Origin of the sequence: Flavobacterium sp. 28YEA47A (assembly GCF_041262125.1) — a bacterium.
Taxonomy (GTDB): Bacteria; Bacteroidota; Bacteroidia; order Flavobacteriales; family Flavobacteriaceae; genus Flavobacterium.
In genome coordinates this window covers 64,226-83,026 of sequence record NZ_JBGCCI010000007.1, presented here as the reverse complement: position 1 = coordinate 83,026, position 18,801 = coordinate 64,226, and the positions used below count along the sequence as shown (strand labels likewise).

At 36.7% G+C, this 18,801-nt stretch carries 17 protein-coding genes; 11 read left to right on the top strand and 6 right to left on the bottom strand.

What is annotated here, in order from left to right; genetic code table 11:
• Window positions 1–78: 78 nt before the first annotated feature.
• The 4 genes from ABH942_RS11405 to ABH942_RS11390 all read left to right on the top strand — a co-directional run bounded on the left by ABH942_RS11405 (window position 79) and on the right by ABH942_RS11390 (window position 5,984).
• Window positions 79–3,840, top strand: a complete 3,762-nt coding sequence (locus ABH942_RS11405) for a gliding motility-associated C-terminal domain-containing protein (RefSeq protein WP_370032065.1) — start codon at window positions 79–81, stop codon at window positions 3,838–3,840.
• A 117-nt stretch (window positions 3,841–3,957) separates the two neighbouring features.
• Entirely contained in the window at window positions 3,958–4,461 is a 504-nt protein-coding gene (locus tag ABH942_RS11400; protein ID WP_140000561.1) for a GbsR/MarR family transcriptional regulator, read from the top strand.
• 53 nt (window positions 4,462–4,514) lie between these two features.
• The gene (locus ABH942_RS11395) at window positions 4,515–4,832 is read left to right on the top strand and encodes a hypothetical protein (RefSeq protein ID WP_370032063.1); all 318 of its coding nucleotides are present in this window, start codon (window positions 4,515–4,517) and stop codon (window positions 4,830–4,832) included.
• A 330-nt stretch (window positions 4,833–5,162) separates the two neighbouring features.
• Window positions 5,163–5,984, top strand: coding sequence for a DCC1-like thiol-disulfide oxidoreductase family protein (locus ABH942_RS11390; protein ID WP_370032061.1), 822 nt, complete (start codon window positions 5,163–5,165; stop codon window positions 5,982–5,984).
• Between the two features lie 38 nt (window positions 5,985–6,022).
• Here ABH942_RS11390 and ABH942_RS11385 read toward each other — a convergent pair whose 3' ends face one another.
• Window positions 6,023–6,832 (bottom strand): hypothetical protein, encoded by an 810-nt coding sequence (locus ABH942_RS11385; protein ID WP_370032059.1) that lies wholly within the window; start codon window positions 6,830–6,832, stop codon window positions 6,023–6,025.
• Window positions 6,833–6,969: 137 nt separating this feature from the next.
• Here ABH942_RS11385 and gcvP point away from each other — a divergent pair, with 137 nt between their 5' ends.
• A complete protein-coding gene (gcvP, locus tag ABH942_RS11380) occupies window positions 6,970–9,819 on the top strand; it encodes an aminomethyl-transferring glycine dehydrogenase (RefSeq protein WP_370032057.1) in 2,850 nt (949 codons plus the stop codon).
• Window positions 9,820–9,883: 64 nt separating this feature from the next.
• On the opposite strand, the gene ABH942_RS11375 is transcribed toward gcvP, so the two are convergent.
• Entirely contained in the window at window positions 9,884–10,408 is a 525-nt protein-coding gene (locus ABH942_RS11375) for a hypothetical protein (RefSeq protein WP_370032055.1), read from the bottom strand.
• Window positions 10,409–10,526: 118 nt separating this feature from the next.
• Here ABH942_RS11375 and ABH942_RS11370 point away from each other — a divergent pair, with 118 nt between their 5' ends.
• The 6 genes from ABH942_RS11370 (at window position 10,527) to ABH942_RS11345 (ending at window position 15,155) form a co-directional block, all read left to right on the top strand.
• Window positions 10,527–10,901 carry a group III truncated hemoglobin gene (locus ABH942_RS11370; RefSeq protein ID WP_370032053.1) on the top strand — a complete coding sequence of 125 codons (375 nt, stop codon included), beginning with the start codon at window positions 10,527–10,529 and terminating at the stop codon, window positions 10,899–10,901.
• Window positions 10,902–11,031: 130 nt separating this feature from the next.
• The gene (locus tag ABH942_RS11365; RefSeq protein ID WP_370032051.1) at window positions 11,032–12,090 is read left to right on the top strand and encodes a 3-oxoacyl-ACP synthase III family protein; all 1,059 of its coding nucleotides are present in this window, start codon (window positions 11,032–11,034) and stop codon (window positions 12,088–12,090) included.
• Between the two features lie 51 nt (window positions 12,091–12,141).
• Window positions 12,142–12,666 (top strand): methyltransferase domain-containing protein, encoded by a 525-nt coding sequence (locus ABH942_RS11360; protein WP_370032049.1) that lies wholly within the window; start codon window positions 12,142–12,144, stop codon window positions 12,664–12,666.
• 11 nt (window positions 12,667–12,677) lie between these two features.
• Window positions 12,678–13,526, top strand: coding sequence for a glycosyltransferase family 2 protein (locus tag ABH942_RS11355; protein WP_370032047.1), 849 nt, complete (start codon window positions 12,678–12,680; stop codon window positions 13,524–13,526).
• A gap of 91 nt (window positions 13,527–13,617) precedes the next feature.
• Window positions 13,618–14,367 carry an ABC transporter permease gene (locus tag ABH942_RS11350; protein WP_140000572.1) on the top strand — a complete coding sequence of 250 codons (750 nt, stop codon included), beginning with the start codon at window positions 13,618–13,620 and terminating at the stop codon, window positions 14,365–14,367.
• Complete coding sequence (locus ABH942_RS11345) at window positions 14,364–15,155, top strand: ABC transporter ATP-binding protein (RefSeq protein ID WP_370032045.1); 792 nt, start codon at window positions 14,364–14,366, stop codon at window positions 15,153–15,155. The genes ABH942_RS11350 and ABH942_RS11345 overlap by 4 nt, the downstream gene beginning before the upstream one ends.
• 90 nt (window positions 15,156–15,245) lie before the next feature.
• Here ABH942_RS11345 and ABH942_RS11340 read toward each other — a convergent pair whose 3' ends face one another.
• The 4 genes from ABH942_RS11340 to ABH942_RS11325 all read right to left on the bottom strand — a co-directional run bounded on the left by ABH942_RS11340 (window position 15,246) and on the right by ABH942_RS11325 (window position 18,772).
• A complete protein-coding gene (locus ABH942_RS11340; protein WP_370032043.1) occupies window positions 15,246–16,763 on the bottom strand; it encodes an alpha/beta hydrolase in 1,518 nt (505 codons plus the stop codon).
• A 79-nt stretch (window positions 16,764–16,842) separates the two neighbouring features.
• Window positions 16,843–17,427, bottom strand: coding sequence for a Crp/Fnr family transcriptional regulator (locus ABH942_RS11335; protein ID WP_370032041.1), 585 nt, complete (start codon window positions 17,425–17,427; stop codon window positions 16,843–16,845).
• A gap of 168 nt (window positions 17,428–17,595) precedes the next feature.
• Window positions 17,596–18,063 (bottom strand): GyrI-like domain-containing protein, encoded by a 468-nt coding sequence (locus ABH942_RS11330; RefSeq protein WP_370032346.1) that lies wholly within the window; start codon window positions 18,061–18,063, stop codon window positions 17,596–17,598.
• A gap of 229 nt (window positions 18,064–18,292) precedes the next feature.
• Entirely contained in the window at window positions 18,293–18,772 is a 480-nt protein-coding gene (locus tag ABH942_RS11325) for an SRPBCC family protein (protein WP_370032039.1), read from the bottom strand.
• Window positions 18,773–18,801: the final 29 nt, after the last annotated feature.

The window sequence follows — 18,801 nt, the reverse complement described above, 5'->3', positions numbered from 1 at the left end:
TTGATTTTACTTGTATGGATATCCGTAATTTTTCTTACAGTTTTTTATATATTTGAAATCTCCCTTAACGATTTGCTTATGAAAAAACTTTACCTGAATTTTATATTTGCATTAATTTTTTCTTTAAACGCAATCAGCTCTTACGGACAGCTGCCGGATTTCACCCTTACCGTTACCGGAACCGATGAAACTTGTAACAGGAACGGAACTTTATCTTTTACAGTATCCGGAACCCATCCAAATGCTAATATCATCTATACGATTTACAAGCTTCCCAATGTCGCGACTCCTTATGCTACAGTCTCTACTAATTCCTTGTCGGGACTTACAGGAGGCACTTACAGGGTCATTGCTACACAAACTTTAGGCACTGAAAATAATCAGAAGCAAAAAGATTATGTCATTAATAGTACAGCTTCTTTTTTAGAATTTAATATGACTTTTAGTGATATTGCTTGCAGCCTCAATAGAAATATAATTGTGAATGTCACCAGCGGCAATCCTATAGGATATGAAATCATTTCAGGGCCCATAATAAAACCCCGGCAAACTTCCAACATTTTCACCGATCTTGTGGCAGGAAACTACCTGATTAAAGTTTATGATTCCTGTGGCAATGCAGTATCCAGATCCTATACTTTAGTAACTCTCGAAGAAATCCCTAGCAATCTACAAATTTCCATTGGTACGATACCTCATTCTGAATTGATTAATTGTAATACGATTGAAGCTTCTTATACTGTAGAGGCAATAGCAGGAGCAACAGTAAGCTATCCGCTAACTTTTGTATTTACTATTTATCCTCCAGGGGGCGGCGCTCCTATTACAAAGACCTTCATAGTAAATAGCCCCCAAAATACCATAGAGCTCCCATTTTACAATGCTCCTTACAGCTATAGTTTAGTAGTTACAGATAGTTGTGGCAAAGTATTCCGGCAAGATATCACCCCTATGAATACAATATTTTCAATATTACTGGAACGGCAAACGTTAAGATGCGGTATACAATCCTTTATGGTTCAAACATCAAACTTTACCTATCCAATAACTGTAGAGTTTCTTTCTGCGCCAGCCGGATTCAATCCTTCTGTTTACAATCCCACACATCCTATTTATTATTCTGATCCGATTTTTGGGAATATTACCAATATACTTCCGGAAGGTTCTTATACAGTAAAAGTAACTGATGCGTGCGGAAGAACGGCTACAGACAATGTGACAATTGATCATGAAACCGATGCTAAATTTACAGTTACAGGATCCTGTGGTGCATCTGGTGTTATTTTTGGTGAAATTCTAGGCTCTGATATCGTTTCTGCCACCATAAACACAGCACCTTCTAACTTTGCTTTCCCCACTCCCTATAATGCCAGTTCCTACATACAAAGTGATGGAGGTATAATCATCTCCAATATCCTTGTCCCTGGACTATATTCTATAACTATAGTAGACGAATGCGGAAATACTTATACAAAACCGGTTACTGTACCAGTTGGTGGGTCAGGTGCGCCAAGAGTCAATTATTTAGGCGGATGCGAACCCGGATTTGGTTCTGTTTATATAGGAGGCGCACCTGATGTCCAGATACTAAGTGCCGAATTTGTATCTGTGCCTAGCAGTTATACCGGCCCGATGAATGTTTCTGTCAACATCAGGGGGGCCTACTTCATGATGAGTTCGCTACCAATTGGAACCTATCGTATCAAGATAAAAGATTCTTGTAATGCAGAATATACCTTAACTTTACAAATCAAGGAATATATAGGTAACACGACTTTTGAAATTGTAGAAGGATGTTCTTCTTTTAATCTCCGATTTAACCATACAAATAATAACGGCTCAATTTTAAACCTCGGATACTGGCTACAGAAGTTCAATCCGGCAACAGGCCAATGGGGCCATCCTAATACAAATGTTGTCTATACTGAAAATTCCCTTCCTAACATTAACAATTCAATCTCTGTTATCAATAATAATACTTGGAACCTGAATTTTCCAATAGGGGGAAAATTTAGGATCATAACTCCTTCATCCATCTATAACAGTGTAGGTGCCAACAATTTTTGCATATTTACTATAAAAGAATTTGAAACAGGAAAACTTCCTGAAATAAAAGGAGCATTGAATTTTTCATGTTCCGGCACCTTATCGGATGTCTTGTTAAACGTAGTGGGCGAAGGAAACTTCACTTTCAGAATAATCGAAAAAAACGGACAGCCATTTATTTTTTCAAATGGCAGCAGTCCATTATTTACTGATCTGGAGTCTGCTGTTTATATTTTTGAAATAAAAGACCAATGTCAAAACACAAGCATCTACACCCACGATGTTACCACCCCATTCGTGTTTTCTATAGCCGCTACCTTGTGTGACGGACAAAACAGTACGCTTTCTGTTCCTAATTTTTCTTACCTGCAATACAGATGGTATAAACAGGGAGCCGAAAATGTTACATTGGGCACAAGTTCTACTTTAAATTTTGCGCCTCTAAATGTCAACACACAATCTGGTATGTATCACGTAGCCATTTCGTATCCTGCAGAACCGGACTCCTGCCTGAATCAAATCTTAAACTATGAAATCAACGCAGGAACCCCACCAAATGCAGGAAATGACAACGATGCAAATCTTTGCTCAATTCCTTCTTCAATCAATTTATTTGACTATCTGTTAGGCAATGCAGACCAAAATGGGACTTGGGAACAAATCTCATCTACAGGCACTCTTTCTGCAAATGTTTGGAATACTACCGGCGCCCAGCAAGGCTCAACTTATTATTTCAGATATTTTGTAAGAGGATTTTGCGGCGTAGAAGACGAAGCCATAGTTTCTATCCATTTTTACAATGTTGTATTACCTCCTATCATTAACCCTATTGGCCCGGTTTGTGAAGGCTCGCCAATAAACGTCAGCATCCAAAATCCAAACCTACTATACCATTATACTTGGTCAGGACCAAACGGATTTACGGCTACAGGCATCAATCCCGTATTTCCAAATGCGACAGTTGGAATGTCCGGAACTTATACCGTTACAACCAATCTGGTCAATTGTCCTTCAGAACCTCTATCATTTGAGCTTGTCGTAACACCACAACCAGAATTCCATTTTGCGCAGCAAGACACCAAAATCTGTTTTGGGCAGGAAAGCATAGTAAAAGTAGTTCCTGACAATTTTCAGGAATTAGATGCTAGTTATATTTGGCATAATGAAAATGGACAAGTAATTGGCGGTAATTCTGCCGAAATTGAAATCAATGAGCCTGGATTGTACAGTGTTTTGGTAAACCTAAACAATTGTTCTTTCTCAAAAAATATACAAATTGATGAAAATACAGACACTTTTTCTGTTGGAGCCCGAGCTAAGTGTGAAAACGACCATTATATGCTTACTGCCTTCGCAATAGACAATTCTTTCAATGAGTCAAACGCTACCTATGTCTGGACAGGACCAAATGGTTTTCATGCTACAACACAGTCTACGGACATTACCGGTCTGGAATCGGGAGTATATACCGTTGTAGTAACCAATGAAGAAGGATGTACCACTACAACATCAATCCCTGTCGAAAAAAGCTATTGCGTAATCCCAAAAGGAGTTTCACCAAACGGCGATAATAAAAACGACACCTGGAATTTAGCTGGACTTGACATCTTGAAAGTCAAAATCTTTAATCGTTATGGGACAGAAGTCTACGAAATGAACAATTACGTAAACCAATGGCACGGTCAATGTTCTGATGGCAAGCTGCTTCCTACAGCAACCTATTACTATTATATCGCATTTAGAGATGGAAAAGAAAAAACAGGTTGGGTTTATTTAAATCGTGAAGTAAATTAATCCTCACTTTTATTACAAATTAAGACCGTCAGTTTCTACTAACGGTCTTTTTTATTTTTACCGTTTTTATTTTCAATTATTTTTGAAAGTTCAAAAATAAATTTATACATTTGGTGTATGGAATTCAAAGACGCAAAAAATAAATTCATCCAAACATGGGGCGCTTTAGGCTCACAATGGGGCATCAATAAAACGATGGCACAGATTCATGCGTTGCTTATGGTTTCTCCTGAACCGCTCTCTATGGAAGACATTATGGAAGAATTATTGATTTCCAGAGGGAATGCCAGTATGAACCTGCGTGCCTTGATGGATTGGGGGATTGTATATAAAGAATACAAATCAGGCGAAAGAAAAGAGTTCTTTACAGCTGAAAAAGATTTAGACGAACTGGCTGTTAAAATAGCACAGGAAAGAAGCAAAAGAGAAATTAAACCGGCATTAAGAGTCTTAAAAGATGTTTCTTCCATCAAAGGCAATGAGACTAAAGAAACAAAGCATTTTGTTGAACAGACTTCCAAACTCTACGATTTCGTATTAAAAGCAGACAATATGATTGACAAGGTAACCGAATTTAAAGACAACTGGATTGGCCGTTTGGTCATGAAAATCATGAAGTAAAAAAATTTCAATAAAAGTTTCATTTTTTTCTGAAAGTTTAAAAATTATCAATTATGACTTTTCTACAAAAAACTAATTGTTTCGCCATAGGTCTTCCTTTGGTTATACTCTCATTTGAAGTATTTGAACCCGGAATGTTCTTTTTGGCTTTTATATCAACAATTGTCACAGGTTTTTTACAAGTTTCTATCGGATTAAGCCTTCTTGTTAATCATTACAAAAACAGACACCTACAAGCTTATTTTTTATTTTGTATTCTGTTTTTTTTATTATGGCATACTACGGATTGGGGATGGATTTGGGCTATGCCACTGGCACTGGCAATTTATATGACAATTATTCTACATTTTATAATCATAGAAAAAGAGTGATGAAGCTAGTAGTAATAAATAAGTTCGCAATACTAATCTGTATTTTATGCTATATGACTTGTTATCTGAGATTTATAGGTCAATTGTTTTTATGTTCAATACAAATTATAACCGCCCTATTTATAACATTGGAAATTTTCTCAAAGCAGCAACAAAAACTCAAAAGGGATATAAAAGTTTATTGGCTCGTAATCATTACAAATACATTTCTTCTTATCTCCTTCTTTCACAATATAATGCAAAATGATTTTTTACAGATACTTTTTGTAACGCTCATCCCGAATGTTACGGCATTTTATTTTTTCAAATTATTAATCAAAACACTTGATTATGAAAACCCTTGAAAACCAAACACTACTTTATGACGAAGATTGCCCACTCTGTCAAGCCTACACAACAGGTTTTATAAAAACAGGAATGCTTGACAAAAACGGCAAAAAACCCTTCTCTAATTTGACAACCGAAGAACACAACTTTGTTGATTTCAAAAGAGCTTCAAATGAAATCGCTTTAGTTGACAACAAAAACAAAACTGTCTTATATGGCATTGACAGCTTGTTGAAAGTTATTGGAAATTCTTTTCCGTGGATGGAAAAAGTCGGAAACGTTCCTCCTGTGAAATATTTGCTAAAGAAGCTTTATTCTTTTATCTCATACAATCGAAAAGTAATTATCCCAAACAAAAAAGCCAATGATACTGTTTTGCAATGCGTACCAAGTTTTAATTACAAGTACCGGATTATTTATATCATCTTTACCCTTTTGGTTACAGCTTTAACGCTATACAATTATTCTAAACTGATACCCAATCTGCCTATTGGAAATTTCAGCAGAGAATTGATAATAGCCTTCGGGCAAATTGTTTTTCAAAATATGTTTTTACTAAAACTTGGACGTAGAACACTATTAAATTACACAGGAAACCTGATGACTGTATCCTTAGCAGGCTCTATACTCTTAACACCAATCTTAATTCTAAATCAGCTTATAGATATTCCTGAAATCATTATACTCGCTTGGTTTGCTATCACAGTTTTGCTCATGCTCATAGAACATTTCAGAAGAATCAAAATCCTAGAACTTCCAACAGCTCTTTGTTATACTTGGGTAATTTACAGAGTAATTATCTTACTTGTTATTTTAAACTTTTAATCCAACCCTGGCGGGTTTTCAACCTCGAAAGGGTTACGTCAAAACAAATACACCAATCCCAACCAAAAAACCGGAATACTTTCAACCCAAAAAGAAGTATAATATTTCGATCTGTTTTCATTAGCAAAAACCATAAAAAGTGAAGTAACCAAAACCAATATGGCATTGACAAAAAGCTGATTGGTATCAATCGTGCTTTTCAGGAATTCTAAAAAATAAAGCGGTACCAGTAAAAGTATACCTACAATTTTGGTCTTCTTCACTCCTATCCGTTGTGGCACAGTACCCAAAGTAGGACTATCTGTCTTTAAATCGATAATCTCAAAAATCAAGATCAGACTGATAACCAGTAAAAAACGCTGGCAAAATTTAAGAATCATATCCGAAAAGGCTTCGGTTCCCACATTCATTAAAGGCAGCAAGGTAGTAACTCCTGCCCAGCAAAGCGCCACGATATAAATTTTGACACCGCTCCAGTTTCTGATATTCTTCCTGCTTGACAGTATCGGAACCGTATACAAAAAAGTCAGTCCAAAGAAAACAAAAGCCGTAATTTGGGTAGTTAGTTTCAGATGGAAAAAGAAATAGGCTGCCGCAGCAAAAGCAATCATACTTAAAACAGCAATGCCTTTGAGTTCAAATCGTAAAGGCTTTTTATTTCTAAAAAAGTCTTCATATTTGATAAAATTATACCCGAAAATTGTTCCAAAAAAAGCAAAACCTGCCATCGACAAATCAAAAGGATTTTGGAACATATGGTTGGTCATTAAAACCAGCGACAAAACAGCAACAGCGACGTGTATGCTGCCGTTGATATAAAAATCAAATAGTCGTCTGATAACCTGCATCCTGCAAAAATAGCGAAACTGTTAACAACACCGAGTTTTCGTTGAAAATTTCCTAAAAAAACCATGTTAAAAAAGGATTTATTTCTGAGATTAATAAGTATTTTTGTGCCACAAAAAACAACCCACGACAATATTATATGAAAACAGATGCTTTTGCTTTAAGACACATCGGTCCGAGAGAAAACGATTTGCAGCATATGCTGAAAACTATTGGTGTTGAATCAATTGACCAATTGATCTATGAAACGCTTCCTGATGACATCCGTCTAAAAGCGCCCCTGAACTTAGAACCAGCCATGACTGAATATGAATATTTAGATCATATTCAAAAACTAGGAAATAAAAACAAAGTATTCAAGTCATACATTGGTTTGGGTTATCATCCTTCAATTGTTCCTGCGGTTATCCAAAGAAATATTTTTGAAAACCCGGGATGGTATACGGCATATACGCCTTACCAGGCTGAAATTGCACAAGGACGTTTAGAGGCTCTTTTGAATTTCCAGACAACGGTTATCGAACTGACAGGAATGGAAATCGCAAATGCTTCTCTTCTTGATGAAGGAACTGCCGCTGCTGAGGCTATGGCATTACTTTTTGACGTAAGAACCCGCGACCAGAAAAAGAACAACGCAAACAAATTCTTCGTTTCTGAAGAAATTTTGCCGCAAACATTATCGGTTTTGCAGACTCGTTCAACTCCAATCGGTGTAGAATTAGTAGTAGGAAACCACGAAGAATTTACATTTGGAACTGATTTCTTTGGAGCAATTCTTCAATATCCGGGCAAATACGGTCAGGTTTACGATTATGCTGCATTCATTGCACAGGCAAAATCAAATGAGATAAAAGTAGCCGTTGCTGCTGATATCATGAGTTTGGTGAAACTGACTTCTCCGGGAGAAATGGGGGCAGATGTAGTAGTAGGTACAACACAACGTTTCGGAATCCCGATGGGTTATGGCGGACCTCACGCTGCTTTTTTTGCAACCAAAGAAGAATATAAAAGAAGTATGCCGGGAAGAATTATTGGTGTAACTATTGACACCAATGGCAACCGTGCTCTTCGTATGGCACTCCAAACTCGCGAACAACATATTAAACGTGAAAAAGCGACATCTAACATTTGTACAGCTCAAGTTCTTTTGGCTGTTATGGCTGGGATGTATGCTGTATATCACGGTCCAAAAGGCTTGGATTATATTGCCGGAAAAATACATGCTTCTGCTGTAACAGTTGCCGATGCTTTGGGCAAACTAGGAATCCAGCAAGCTAATACTTCTTTCTTTGATACTATCGTTGTAAAAGCGGATGCTCAGAAAGTAAAAGCGATTGCTGAGAAAAACGAATTCAATTTCTATTATATCGACAAGGATACGGTTTCAATTTCGTTTAATGAAACAACCGGTTTAGCCGACATCAATACTATGATTTCTATTTTTGCTGAAGTTGCAGGAAAAGAAACCATAAAAGTAACTGAATTGGCCGCTCAGGTTCAATATCAAGGAAGCGTGAACAGAACAAGTACTTTCTTGACACATGAAGTATTCAACAAGCACCATTCAGAAACAGCTTTGATGCGCTACATCAAAATGCTGGAAAGAAAAGACTTGGCCCTAAATCACTCGATGATTTCCTTGGGTTCATGTACGATGAAATTGAATGCTGCTGCTGAAATGTTGCCTTTAAGCATGGCAAACTGGAACAACATACACCCTTTTGCCCCTATCGAACAAGCTGAAGGTTACCAAACGATGTTGAAAAAACTAGAACAGCAGCTAAATGTTGTTACTGGTTTTGCAGGAACAACTTTACAGCCAAACTCTGGTGCACAAGGAGAATATGCCGGTTTGATGGTTATTCGCGCTTACCACCAGTCAAGAGGTGAATCGCATAGAAACATCGCCTTAATCCCAGCTTCTGCTCACGGAACAAATCCAGCAACAGCAACTATGGCAGGAATGCAGGTTGTAGTTACAAAAACATCTGAAAACGGAAATATTGACGTTGAAGATTTAAGAGCTAAAGCTATCCAATACAAAGATAACCTGGCGTGTTTGATGGTAACTTATCCTTCTACTCACGGAGTTTATGAAGCCTCTATTATTGAAGTAACAAAAATCATACACGAAAACGGCGGACAGGTTTATATGGACGGCGCTAACATGAATGCTCAGGTAGGACTAACAAATCCGGCTACAATTGGAGCTGACGTTTGCCACTTGAACCTGCATAAAACTTTCGCTATTCCTCACGGAGGCGGAGGACCTGGTGTTGGACCAATTTGTGTTGCACCACACTTAGTAGAATTCTTGCCTACAAACCCAGTAATCGCTACAGGCGGAGATCATGCAATTACCGCAATTTCTGCTGCACCGTGGGGCTCTGCTTTGGTTTGCTTGATTTCATATGGCTATATCACTATGCTTGGCGCTGAAGGTTTAACAAGTTCAACCCAGCATGCCATCTTGAATGCCAACTATATCAAAGAAAGACTGAACGGTCATTATGCGACTTTATATTCTGGAGAAATGGGACGTGCGGCTCACGAAATGATTATCGAATGCCGTCCGTTTAAAGAAAAAGGAATTGAAGTTACGGATATTGCAAAGCGTTTGATGGACTACGGTTTCCACGCTCCTACAGTTTCTTTCCCGGTAGCTGGAACTTTGATGATCGAGCCTACAGAAAGTGAAAACCTGGAAGAATTAGACCGTTTCTGTGATGCGATGATTTCCATCCGAAAAGAAATCGAAAAAGCTTCTGCTGACGACAAAAACAATGTCTTGAAAAATTCTCCCCATACATTGGCAATGCTTACAGCCGACACTTGGGATTTCCCATACACCAGAGAAGAAGCTGCTTTCCCATTGGAATATATTGCAGAAAATAAATTCTGGCCATCTGTTCGCAGAGTTGACGACGCTTATGGTGACAGAAACTTAGTTTGTTCATGTGCTCCAATTGAAGCCTACATGGAAAGCTAATAGACATCTTATAAAACAAAAAAGCCGATAGTAAACTATCGGCTTTTTTTATTTTGAATACTTTTTAATATTTATAAGCAACACCTTTTTTGATAGCTTGCGTACCACCCAGAGCATTTGAACTATCTCCAACAGTAGTCTTATCAGAAATAAGCAGGATAAATGGACATCCTAATTTAGCAGCTTCCATCTTTAGTTTTTTCTCTGCTTTTTTATCGCCCGTGTTTCCTGTCTGGAAATTGATAAGGGCAGTCTTACCTCTTACCTCTCCTCCTTTTTTCAATCCGGCTATATACGACTTCTCTTCAAGGATAACTACTTTCTCCCAATCATTCTCTGATTTTACATCAATCTTTTCGGAAACTTCTTCAACCCTTCCGCTTTTGCCGTAAACTATTTTTTCAATAGCATATTTTCCTATTGAGTTTTCAGCATCTTCACCATCATATTTAAATACGATTACATATTCGTCCAAGCGCACAACTTTTCCATTAACGGTTTCTCCATTGTGTTTAAAAATTTTGTCTGATTGCGCAAAAATTAATGATGAAGTCATTAATAATACTAACAATAAAATACTTTTTTTCATTTTTTTGATGTTGATTGTTGATTTTGAAACAAATATAAGATTTTTGCATACAAAAAAAACTCCTGCTATTTTTTCTTAATCAAATATTAAGCTAATTTTAAAACTCACTAAAAACGTCATGAAAGACCTTGAAAACCGGGAAGATTTAACCCTGCTGATGGGCAATTTTTATCAAAAATTGCTCCAAAATAAAGCCATTAATTATCTGTTTACCGAAGTTGCCAAGATAGATATGAAACATCATTTACCTGTTATTGTAGATTTCTGGAATCTCAGTTTGTTTGGCAAAGGCAATTATAAAAACAACGTGCTTAAGCTCCATTTGGACCTTAATGAAAAATCAAAATTGACTACGGAGCATTTCAAAATCTGGCTTGACACCTTCTATCTGACTGTAGATGAAAACTTTTCAGGCGAAAATTCAGAAAAAATCAAAACCAAAGCCCTTTCCATTGCAACCGTGATGCAAATTAAACTGCATAAATCTGCTTAAAATAAAATCATATTCTTAATTATTAAGACACAAAATTGACTATTTCATAATTGTATGCATGCATAATACTTTTTTGCAATGAAGCGCGTTAATTTTTAATACATTAGCAAAAAACAATAATCTTTCAGTAATGAACATAAAAATTATAGGTTCTGGAAGCTACATTCCAGAAATCAAAGTCGCCAATCACGATTTTGATAATCATATTTTTTTGGACGATAATAGCGAGCCTTTATCGCATCCAACAGAACTCATTATTGAAAAATTTAAAGATATTACCGGAATAGAAGAACGTCGTTATGCAGAAAAGAATCTGTTGGCCTCAGACATTGGCTTTTTGGCTTCACAAAGAGCGATAGCGGACGCAAAGATTGATGCTGAAACGATTGACTATATTATAGTAGCTCATAATTTTGGTGATGTACAATATGGAAAAATCCAATCCGATATTCTGCCAAGTCTGGCATCAAGAATCAAGCATAAACTTCAGATAAAGAACCCAAAATGTGTAGCCTATGATATTCTTTTCGGATGTCCGGGCTGGATTGAAGGCGTACTTCAGGCCAATGCTTTTATTAAATCCGGAATGGGAAAACGCTGCCTTGTAATTGGTGCTGAAACACTTTCAAGAGTTTTAGACCCACACGATCGCGATTCTATGATTTATGCTGATGGTGCAGGAGCGACTATTGTTGAAGGCACAGAAGAAAGTGAAGGTTTACTATCCTACGAAAGTGCCACATTTGCATACGAAGAAGCAAATTATCTGTTTTTTGGGAAGTCCTATAATAAGGAACTGGATCCGGATGTACGTTACATTAAAATGTTTGGGCGAAAAATTTATGAATTTGCCTTAGGCCAGGTTCCAATGGCGATGAAAAGTTGTCTTGAAAAAAGCGGGATAGACATTTCGGAAGTCAAAAAAGTCCTGATCCACCAGGCCAACGAAAAAATGGACGAGGCAATCATTAACCGATTTTACAAACTCTTCAAAGCAGTTCCGCCAAAAGGTGTTATGCCAATGAGCATCCACAAATTAGGAAACAGCAGCGTGGCTACCGTCCCAACATTATATGATTTGCTGATTAAAGGAAAAATTGAAAATCAGGAACTTCATAAAGGAGATGTTATTATCTTTGCATCCGTTGGTGCGGGAATGAATGTTAATGCATTTACGTATCGACTATAACAAAAGTTCGGTTTCTGGCTTCATTGCTCGAAGCCTTAAACTTGATACAAGATGTACGAAAAAACTTTTCCGCAAAAAAGATTCAAGCACACGCTTGATTTTTTAAACAAGCATATCAATTCTTCAGAGACAATCCTGGATTTAGGAGTTGAAAATCCGTTCTCTAAAATTATGAAAGAAAACGGTTTCCAGGTCATAAACACTACCGGAGAGGATCTTGACAATAATCAGACAGCGCTACAGTCACAGCAATATACAGTTGCAACAGCTTTTGAAATTTTTGAACATTTGCTGAATCCGTATGCCGTATTGCAAAATATAAAATCAGACAAATTATTTATTTCTATTCCGCTACGTCTTTGGTTTTCTCCGGCTTACCGAAGCAAAACCGATATGTGGGACCGCCATTATCATGAATTTGAAGACTGGCAGCTCGATTGGCTATTGGAAAAAACCGGATGGAAAATACTGGATCGCCAAAAATGGACAAATCCGGTAAAAAAGTTTGGTATCAGGCCTTTATTGCGAAGATTCACTAACCGATATTATATAGTTTACGCAGAGAAAGTAAAATAATTCCTGAAACTATGAACTATTATATCGTCATTCCGGCTCATAACGAAGAAGCATTTATTACTCTGACATTGCAATCGTTGGTTGAACAAACAGTTCCTCCTGCAAAAGTGGTTGTGGTAGATGACAATTCAACCGATACTACCTCAACAATTGTTAGGGAATTTGCAGCTCAATATCCGTTTATAAACCTTGTACAGAAAACATCCGAAGCCATCCATCTTCCCGGAAGCAAAGTTATTCAGGCTTTCCATAAAGGATATGAAACCTTGGATGCTAATTATGATATCATTGTAAAACTGGATGCTGACCTGATCCTTCCGCAAAACTATTTTGAAACGATTCTCAATATTTTCAAATCAGATACTAAAATAGGAATGGCGGGCGGTTTTGCCTATATCGAAAAAAATGGCGATTGGATTCTTGAAAACCTGACCGACAAAGATCATATTCGGGGAGCTTTTAAAGCCTATCGCAAAGAATGTTTTCTTCAAATCGGAACCCTTAAACCTGCCATGGGATGGGATACTGTCGACGAATTGCTATGCCAGTTTTATGGTTGGAAAGTTGTAACAGACCAGTCCTTAAAAGTAAAACATTTAAAGCCAACCGGAGCCAATTACAATAAAACAGCACGCTACAAACAAGGCGAAGCCTTCTATACTTTGGGTTATGGTTTTTTTATTACGGCAATAGCATCCGCTAAACTGGCCATGCTAAAAAAGAAACCCTTTTTGTTTTTTGATTATATAAAAGGATTTCTAAAGGCCAAATCTGAGAAGAAGCCGCTACTAGTAACCAAAGAGCAAGCCAAATTTATCAGAGACTACCGATTAAAAAAAATGAAGGAAAAATTACTGTGATTTGCTGCAACTATTTATTAGTTAAAAAACTCGCAAAGCAAAACCAGCTACTCTTGACAAATTTCGTATTTTAGCCATTATTTAGAAACTCATAATGATAATTCGATACTTAACCCAGATAGGACGCTATTTTATTATGTTGAAGGAAATCTTCAACAAACCCACAAAATGGTCCTATATGAAACAGCTCATTCTGAAGGAAATTGACGATTTGATTATCGGGTCTTTAGGAATCGTTTCTTTTATTTCATTCTTTATTGGAGGTGTTGTTGCAATCCAGACGGCATTGAACCTGACAAACCCTCTGATTCCAAAAACTTTGATCGCTTTTGCCACCAGGCAATCCGTTATCTTAGAGTTTGCTCCTACTTTTATTTCCATAATTATGGCCGGAAAAGTTGGATCGTTTATTACTTCCAGCATCGGAACAATGAGAGTAACAGAGCAAATCGACGCTCTGGAAGTAATGGGAGTCAATTCACTCAACTATCTTGTATTTCCAAAAATTGTTGCCTTGATGCTTTATCCTTTTGTTATTGCTTTGAGTATGTTTTTGGGAATTTTAGGCGGTTATATGGCCTCCGTATATGGAAACCTGACCTCAAGTGATGAGTTTATCACGGGTCTGCAGACGGAATTTATCCCATTCCATATCGTGTATGCTTTTATAAAAACAATTGTTTATGCTATTATTTTGGCAACTATCCCTTCATTTCATGGTTATTATATGAAAGGTGGAGCTTTGGAAGTTGGTAAAGCCAGTACCGTTTCCTTCGTATGGACGAGTGTCGTGGTGATTCTCATGAACTATATTCTAACACAATTACTTTTAAGCTCATGATCGAAGTAAAAGATATAAAAAAGTCATTTGGCGATTCACAGATATTAAAAGGGATTTCAACCACTTTTGAGGCTGGAAAAACCAATCTTATTATTGGGCGAAGTGGCTCCGGAAAGACTGTGTTGCTTAAAACATTACTTGGAATCCACACTCCTGATGAAGGCACTATTTCTTTCAATGGGAGAGTTTATTCTGAACTGTCTAAAGATGAAAAAAGAGAGCTGAGAACTGAAATCGGAATGGTATTTCAAGGAAGCGCCCTTTTCGATTCCATGACGGTAGAAGAAAATGTTGGTTTCCCTTTAAAAATGTTTACCAACAAGAAAAAAAATGAAATCCGCGATCGTGTAAACGAGGTTCTTGAAAGAGTAAATCTTGTCGATGCCAACAATAAATATCCTTCAGAAATTTCTGGAGGAATGCAGAAGCGTGTTGCAATTGCAAGAGCTATCGTAAACAATCCTAAATATCTTTTTTGTGATGAGCCAAACTCTGGATTAGATCCGGAAACTTCAATATTGATTGACGTACTGATTCAGGAAATCACAAAAGAATACAATATGACTACCGTCATCAATACACACGATATGAACTCCGTTTTACAGATTGGAGAAAAAATCGTGTTCCTGAAAAATGGAATAAAAGAATGGGAAGGAACTAATGAAGAAATCCTAGAAACGAAAAACAAGTCGATTGTTGAGTTCGTATATTCATCTGACCTATTCAAAAAAGTACGTGAAAGTCTTCTTGCTGATGTGGAAGATGAAGAGAAAGAAAAAAAGGCCTAGTCTTGAAACATAAAATACAGACCGGGATAATGAATCTTCGGTCTGTATTTATACTGATTAAACTGCACTTATCACAACTACAACAATCCTCTATTGCTGATAATGATTGGCAACAATATCCTTAAAGGCCTCCGGGTTATGCAACCAGGGAATATGGCCTGAATTTAAAACCGTAAATACCTTTGCTGTTGGATAACGATCTATCACAAAGTTTTTGCTTGTTTTATAAATGTCCTGATCTCCATATTGAATGGTTATTCTAAAATCCGGTTCCGATAATCCCATTAACAGATGATATTTTACAATTTCAGGTCTTGTTTTATTTATCGGAGCTGCTTTCAGTAAATCAAAATCTTCGCTGATATCAGAACTGCCTGTCGGTATAAATCCGTTATTGTAATTTTTCATTACCTGTTTGAAAAGACGTTTGTAGGCCTTATCACTTCCCAACATCCCAAAGAAGCTATTCATGCCCATCTTTGTCCATTGCCAGCCGGTAGTTTTCGATTTATTGAGCTGCATTACTTCTTTTTCGGTTTGCTTCCACTGAATATTGGTTCCTGAACCGGGACTGCATAAAAATAGGCTCAGTAAATTATCCGCATATTTTTCAGCATAAATTTGAGCATAAAGTCCACCCCAGGAATGTCCCCACAAATGGAACTTATCAATCTGATAAAATTTCCGAACTGCTTCCACATCGCTCAAATACGCTTCCATTGAATAATCTTTGCTTGCGCAAGGCGATTTTTTTGTTCCTCTCTGATGAAAAGTAATGATCTGAAACTTCTCCTTCAGAGTATCTGCAACTTCTGTCAGGTCGCTTGGAAAGCCTGGTCCACCATGCAATAATAAGACGGTTTCTTTATCAGGATTCGGGTAAATTCTAGTGTATAATTTGTCTCCGTTATTGTTGACTATAGAAGTATTCATGTCCGTATTTTTTTGTAGTGATGGAAGATTTGCATGTTTGGTCTCTACTGGCATTTCTTTCTTTTTTATGTCGAGAACTCCGCCAAGTTTAATCTGAATAAAAAATGAATTTGTATTGTCCGTGAATACGGATGCATTTTCATAAATTCCATTTTTCCACGGATTCCCACCATTCATTGCTATAGTAGAGCCTACTCTTGCCCCATAAAACACACCTGTGGAATTGATATATGAAAAATCAAGAGCAGGAACAAATCCAAAATTATTTTTATCAAAATACTCTGATTTGTTATTTTTCATATCATCTCTGATTACCTTATTAGCGAAGTTGGCAAGTCCTATACTCGGTGCCAATTTTAATTTATTATGCTGGAGTAGATTATACCCTATAGAAAAAGTAGAATTCATTCCTGAAAGGGAGAGCTTATACTCCGAGTTTTTCTGTGAACCATTAAAGAATTGGAATGTTGTTCCTAAAAAAAAGTTACCCATATAAAAATGACTTCCCGCTCCTAAACCAAAAGAATTTATGTTATCACTAACATTGGTATTAAATCCGGAACTAAAAGTGTTCATTTGCAAACCTCCTACCGCAAATAATTCTAATTGTTTTTTACTCTGACTATAGGCATTAGTTGCCAACATAACCAATAATGCTACTTTGTACCATTTCATCTTTTATGTTTTTAATAGATTAATGGTACAAATATGAGTCCGGCAAAATAGTAAACCGTTATCATTTGATAAAAGTGTATTATTCTCTGGTCAACTCATTTCTCAACCTGCTAAATGAGACTTTTGTAATACCTATATAAGAAGCAATAATAGTATGGGGAACCAGGTTTTCAAGATTAGGAAATTGTTTCCGCAAAGCAAGAAGTCGTTCTTTGGCATTATAGGAACGAAAGACAACTTCATTGAAAAAATTATTGGCGAGCTCAGTCTCGATGATTCGTTGTCCGAATGCTTGAAACTCTTCATTGGTATATCGTAGGTAATCCAATTCTTTAACTGGAATTTCTGCAATGACGGCTTCGGTCAAAGTCTGTAAACTGAAAATATTTTTCCCTTTATGGGTTCTCGCAAAATGAGGTGTTATTACGGAATCTGACATATAGAATCCTGTCGTAACAATATCTCCTTTATCCGAAATGTTGTAGCGGTGTGCTACTCCGGAAAGCAGTAAATACTCCGACTGATTTTTCTTGCCTTCGATAAAAATAATCTTATTTTTCGGCAATTCAGTGATTTGTGCCCGCTGTATAAACAACTCCTTTGAGAATGGAGAAACAATCTGAAATTTATCTAATGTTGTATGTATTGGTTCTTTTTTCTCCAACGTACTTATTTCTTAACAGGTTCAAAGTGTAGTTTTACCACTCCACAGAAGTTAGGATTCAGCTAAAAATACAAAAAAATTGAACATATAAAGCTGAAGCCAACTCCCCTGCTACTTCCTTTGTCCGAAGTTTATACTCTTCCCAATTCAAAAGCCCACTCAAACAAATTATTCTTTTACAGATATAAAAGTTTCTACTTCTGCGTTATTTCCGTCATAGTATTTTTTTCCGTGAACGGTAAAGTCTGCCTTGTAGGCGCGTTTTAAATTAAGCTCTTTATTTGCCCATATTTCAAGCCAGGTGTTGATGACTGCTTCAGGCATTTTTCCTTTTGAAATAAATTTCTTGTAGGACGTCGTTTCGATGGTTAGGCCTACAAATCCTTCCGGAATATTTTCTAAAGAACTAACCGGCAATCCTATAATTGTAGTATAAGAACCGGTAAAGTCGGTTTCATAATCTGTATAAACGGCATAAATTTCATCACTGACTTTGTTTGGAATTTGTTTTTGAATCTCTTCGTTCCAAAATTTGACCCATAGCGCTTCGATATCTTTGCCGGCTTGTCCGTCTTTGTTGGTTGTTCTTGTCGAAATTCCGATTACATGAAATCGTTGGATCGTTTGATTGTCCATAGTTTTAGAAGTTTTTGTTTGAATTTGAGCCGTTGCAGATACGAACATGAAGGATAAAAATAATATGCTGTAATTTTTTTTCATTGCTCTATTAATTTGATTACAGAACAAATGTAAAATGCACCAGTGACAGCCCTATGTCAGGAGTATCGGACATTTTTTAAATAATCATAAAATAGCGGCTCAATTCTGCGTGATTAGATGACAAAGCGCAACTTCCTAATCTATATTACTCCTTTTCGGCAAGTTCTTTTAATTTCTCATTCATTTGATTAAAGCCATCTTCTGTTTTCTTCAGATTAAACATCCATACAAACAGTCCTTTGAACTTTTCGCTCTGGATAAATGTTACGCTTCCGTTTTTATTGTCTATAAGTTCGAATTTATGTTCTCCATCAAATAGCCCACTAACGAGCAATTTGCCACGCCAGCTCAATTCTTTTTCGTCTATTTTAGTAATTATGACGGGTCTGAAAGTCATTTCCTTTCCACCAGGCGGATGGATACGAACCTTGATTTTATTACCTATATCAACAGTACCTTCTATAGAACTTACAAAAGGATTCCAATTAGGATAATCTTCAAAATTGGTAAGGATTGACCATATTTTTTCAGGTGTTGCCTGAATAACGATTTCTGTTTTGATTTCTTTTGCCATAACTGTTATACTCATCAAAAGGGTTGCTGATACTAAAAATAGACGCTTCATTTGTATGGTGTTTAATTGAACATCACAAA

Excerpts from the sequence above, each read along its gene's own strand:
- ABH942_RS11390 (WP_370032061.1), top strand. The coding sequence starts at position 5,163 with ATGAAAACCCTTGAAAACCAAACACTACTTTATGACGAAGATTGCCCA.
- ABH942_RS11345 (WP_370032045.1), top strand. The coding sequence starts at position 14,364 with ATGATCGAAGTAAAAGATATAAAAAAGTCATTTGGCGATTCACAGATA.
- ABH942_RS11365 (WP_370032051.1), top strand. The coding sequence starts at position 11,032 with ATGAACATAAAAATTATAGGTTCTGGAAGCTACATTCCAGAAATCAAA.
- gcvP (WP_370032057.1), top strand. The coding sequence starts at position 6,970 with ATGAAAACAGATGCTTTTGCTTTAAGACACATCGGTCCGAGAGAAAAC.
- ABH942_RS11340 (WP_370032043.1), bottom strand. The coding sequence starts at position 16,763 with ATGAAATGGTACAAAGTAGCATTATTGGTTATGTTGGCAACTAATGCC.
- ABH942_RS11355 (WP_370032047.1), top strand. The coding sequence starts at position 12,678 with ATGAACTATTATATCGTCATTCCGGCTCATAACGAAGAAGCATTTATT.
- ABH942_RS11405 (WP_370032065.1), top strand. The coding sequence starts at position 79 with ATGAAAAAACTTTACCTGAATTTTATATTTGCATTAATTTTTTCTTTA.
- ABH942_RS11325 (WP_370032039.1), bottom strand. The coding sequence starts at position 18,772 with ATGAAGCGTCTATTTTTAGTATCAGCAACCCTTTTGATGAGTATAACA.
- ABH942_RS11400 (WP_140000561.1), top strand. The coding sequence starts at position 3,958 with ATGGAATTCAAAGACGCAAAAAATAAATTCATCCAAACATGGGGCGCT.
- ABH942_RS11375 (WP_370032055.1), bottom strand. The coding sequence starts at position 10,408 with ATGAAAAAAAGTATTTTATTGTTAGTATTATTAATGACTTCATCATTA.
- ABH942_RS11330 (WP_370032346.1), bottom strand. The coding sequence starts at position 18,063 with ATGGACAATCAAACGATCCAACGATTTCATGTAATCGGAATTTCGACA.
- ABH942_RS11360 (WP_370032049.1), top strand. The coding sequence starts at position 12,142 with ATGTACGAAAAAACTTTTCCGCAAAAAAGATTCAAGCACACGCTTGAT.
- ABH942_RS11370 (WP_370032053.1), top strand. The coding sequence starts at position 10,527 with ATGAAAGACCTTGAAAACCGGGAAGATTTAACCCTGCTGATGGGCAAT.
- ABH942_RS11395 (WP_370032063.1), top strand. The coding sequence starts at position 4,515 with ATGACTTTTCTACAAAAAACTAATTGTTTCGCCATAGGTCTTCCTTTG.
- ABH942_RS11385 (WP_370032059.1), bottom strand. The coding sequence starts at position 6,832 with ATGCAGGTTATCAGACGACTATTTGATTTTTATATCAACGGCAGCATA.